This is a genomic window from Bacteroides timonensis, from assembly GCF_000513195.1.
Taxonomy (GTDB): Bacteria; Bacteroidota; Bacteroidia; order Bacteroidales; family Bacteroidaceae; genus Bacteroides; species Bacteroides timonensis.
The window spans coordinates 1-3,311 of the sequence record NZ_CBVI010000167.1 but is presented as its reverse complement, the minus strand read 5'-3'; the positions used below and the strand labels follow the sequence as shown (position 1 = coordinate 3,311).

3 protein-coding genes are annotated in these 3,311 nt (G+C 39.9%); all 3 read right to left on the bottom strand.

Features of this window, described 5'->3' with window-relative positions; all coding sequences use genetic code 11:
* Nucleotides 1–650: YjbH domain-containing protein (locus tag BN161_RS26570; protein WP_044272075.1), on the bottom strand; the 650-nt coding region annotated here is incomplete at its 3' end.
* Between the two features lie 62 nt (nt 651–712).
* Nucleotides 713–2,329, bottom strand: a complete 1,617-nt coding sequence (locus BN161_RS26565; protein WP_044272072.1) for a carboxypeptidase regulatory-like domain-containing protein — start codon at nt 2,327–2,329, stop codon at nt 713–715.
* A gap of 10 nt (nt 2,330–2,339) precedes the next feature.
* The coding region (locus tag BN161_RS26560; RefSeq protein ID WP_044272070.1) for a hypothetical protein at nt 2,340–3,311 on the bottom strand (972 nt) is incomplete at its 5' end.

Sequence of the window (3,311 nt, the reverse complement as noted above, 5' to 3'; positions counted from 1 at the left end):
CCTAACGCAAAATCTTTCGAATCATATTCCGCTATCACCCTCAAATCCGGTGCGAAACTGGGATTGTAAGTGATACCCGCCGCTATTCCGTTCAGTTTGTACTCCTTTCTCTGATTATATAAATAAGAGAGGTGTACTCCGATCTCTTCAGTTCCTATCGGCAGATGCTTGGTTGCAGCTATATAGAAACGGCTGAAATATCCGTTTCCTTCTGTAGAACCAATCGAACCACCTCCGGAAGAAGTAAACGGGTCTGATGTACCCAAAACCACAGCCGGCATATACTTCCAGAATTGTCCTTCTTTCAAAGCTCGCAGTCGGACAGAGAAATATCTGTCCTGATTCGTAAAACCCGAGTAACCGTAAGGCTTCAAGCCCAGTGCTTCCGCTTTAAAAAGTGTGCATGTGTACGCCACTTCCAACCAGGGGAAAAAGGTCACATTCAGGTAATAGTTGTACGTATGATAGTACCACGTAGGAGGAGTTATCTCCTTGTTCATAAAGTTGGCACCCAGCATTATTGTCTTATCTTTCTGCATCTCTGCGGAAGGGGCATGCAACAACCCTGTAGTACCGTAAGTTAATTGAGCCGAAAGTACAAACGCACAGCATAAAAACATACACGTAACTATTATTCGCTTCATCCGCATCCGTCTTTCTATATATACTTTATACTTTCGGGTCAATAAATGATCTATTGTTCTTATCGGAATTATTCAGGATCTATAATACCACCACCTGCATTATTAGTCCAGCCGTGACCATGTCCATGAGTGTGATAGTGGTCATGAGTTGTCTGATAATATTCCGGAGTTATCACTAACGCGTCAGCGTTTGCCGCAGCATTATACTCGCCATAAATTCCACTTAAGTCAGCTGTAACAGGTGTTTCTGTCGTTGCGCCATTAACCGTAACATTGGCGTATACAGATGATACAGCAATCTTTTTAGCTATAATAGCTTGTTCTGTGGACACTTTTAAAAGACCTTGATAAGAGTTCAAACCAAACCCCCATGCGTAAGTACCATCCGTAATACCAGTTATTACAATAGTTTTAAGATACTCATCCATCGCAGCCTTTACAGCGTTAACCAATGCGGATTCACTCTCATATCCTCCATAAGAAATTTTATCTGTTACCCATTTTGCACCAGTTTTTATCGGTAAATTATAGGTGTAATTTTCTCTTCTATCTGGATGTGTATTAAAGAATTTGGGTTCATAAGTATTCTTAACAACTTCAGCATCTCCGATAATTTCAGTTCCAATATTTACGGCAAAAGTAAAATCAACTTTAATTTCCACATTCGGATCTTCCTCACCTGGTTCTCCGCTTGCAGCCGGTTTAGTAAACTCTTGCTCAATAGTTAATTCAACACCATTTTCATCGACAATTTTAAGAAGACCTATAAAATATTCATTGTCTCCTTCTGCTCTGGTCACAGTTTTCTTCACGAACTCTGTTGAGGGAACATTGAATTTATAAGCGTAAGTATTAGAGTTTCCTTCACCATAGAATTGAGCAGTTTGTTGTTTGTTGTACAAACGGACAACTTTCGCCAACATCCATCTAGTTCCAAACTTCAAATCACCGGAAATAACTACTGTACCAGTGGCTTGTTTGGTCAATACTATTTCTGTAGGATATTCAACAGTATAGGTATCGCCTTCTTGAGATGCAGGAACTTCTTTGGAAGCCTTAGCCAAGTTTACAAACTGAATAGTAGATACTAAACCTTCTTTGCTAACTTTAATTTTATATGCTCCATTTTCTAAACCAGATTTTGCAAACACACCGTTCGCATCTGTTTTTCCAGTAGCGACAGATGTAGAACCAGCACCATAAATAGTAACATCAGCATCGGCTATAACCGCTAAATTTTCATCTAAAGCCGTAATCTTCAAATCGTATACAGCATCAATTGTTTTCATGTTCTCTGCCGGCTTGCTTAAAGCAAAGTTTACCGGGTAAACAGCAGCCTGTCCGGCTTTTAATGGGGCAACTGCAACAGTTGTAGATTGTTCTGTATAACCTGCAGCGGTAGCAGTCACAACTACATCGCCAGGTTTCTCAACTTCGATGGTATAACTACCATTTTTTGTATCAACGCCATTTACTTTTGCATTGTTAATCAACTGCAAAGTTGAAGCGTCAACTACGGTACCAGTGATAGTGTACTTTGCAGCTGGAAGAGTTACATTTTGGTCAGGACTGATAACATCCAATCCCTCATCTTTGTAGCATCCAGTCAATAAGGCACTGGATAAGGCCACTACGGCTAATGCTAATTTAGCATTGAAGCCATTAAAGAAACTTTTCTTTTTCATCTCAATAAAATTAAAAATTTAGTAATTCTGATTTAATAAAATATGGATTAAAACTATTATTACTCATTATGTTCTCACTTGCATTCGCCCGGAATCCCTTATAATAATAGCGTTCATTGCCTGCATTATAAGCTATCCCCATATTCTTTGAGGGCGTCACCCGCGGTATATATCCTTTTCTCTTATATTTATAAGGTGGGAGTGCTATTTGAAATCTAAAACCGCCATTCGACTTTGCTCCTTGCGCTTTCATTGCATAAAAGCCAATCGAGCAATAACGGAAGTGGCGAATCAAATCAAATCTTACGCCTTTTTCACCCAATAGATATTGTTCGCCTTTCAAACTTGCCTGAACATTGTATTCGGGCCAATAAAAATTAGCTCCTAAACTCCAAGTCAAGCGTGTCTTTGTTCCATAGTAAAATTCAAATCCATCCCATTCATACGCAGCGGTTAATCCTATGCGTCCTTCAAATGAGAAACGCTCATCGGCTTTTAGTACATGAAACAGTTTCAAATCTGCCCCGTAACGACCAGCATTGAAAGTACCCGCAGTTCCTGTAAGCCACATATTATAAGGTAAGCGAACAGTTTGTTGCAATGTCAGAAATCCCGGATGTGTTTTACCTGCCAAGCTTCCATACCCGTCATTATAAACAGGAACAACAACCTGCGCCGTCAACTTCATCCCTTTCCAAAATGAAACCTCAATCGCCGGTGACAAATTAAACAGCACTTGATAAATCTGCGTTATAATCAGATTCTTCAATGAAACTTCCGGATATACCACCACATCTACCTTAAACAAAGAGCTATTCTTCCTCCCTATTTTCCGTGCTTCCTTCCACGTTCCACCCAAATCATAACTAACGTTCCAATCCCGGCGACTCGCTTCAGGAACACTATCACCGATTATCGGCTTATAATAGAGAGAAATCTGAGGTATATTATTGTCTAAAACAATTACCCGGCATGGCTTTCT